1 protein-coding gene is annotated in these 327 nt (G+C 68.8%); it reads left to right on the forward strand.

Features of this window, described 5'->3' with window-relative positions:
* A partial coding sequence (locus tag NTD88_RS15760; protein WP_410017283.1) for a hypothetical protein occupies nucleotides 1-327 on the forward strand: 327 nt, incomplete at both ends.

The following is a 327-nucleotide window of genomic DNA, read 5'->3' on the forward strand; positions in this document are numbered from 1 at the left end:
TACTGGCGACCACAGCTTCAGCGGCGACTTCCTGATCCAGGAAGGCGTGCTGCAAGTGGGTGAAACGGTCGCCGCCGCTGCCGCGCCGGTGGCCGCGTTCGCGCGCATGGCCCTGTTCGCCGCGCCGGTTGGCAATACCCTGGCGGCCGACATCGTCGTCGCCAACCGCGCCGGCCTCACCGGCACCGGCACCGTCAACAGCGTGATCAACAAAGGCACCGTGCAGCCCGGCCCGAACGGCAACCTGACCGTCACCGGCGACTTCACCAACGCCAGCGACGGCACCCTGAGCATCAACCTGACCCCGCTGCCGACCAGCTACCTGGT

The organism is Pseudomonas sp. 20P_3.2_Bac5, assembly GCF_025466035.1.
Classification (GTDB): Bacteria; Pseudomonadota; Gammaproteobacteria; order Pseudomonadales; family Pseudomonadaceae; genus Aquipseudomonas.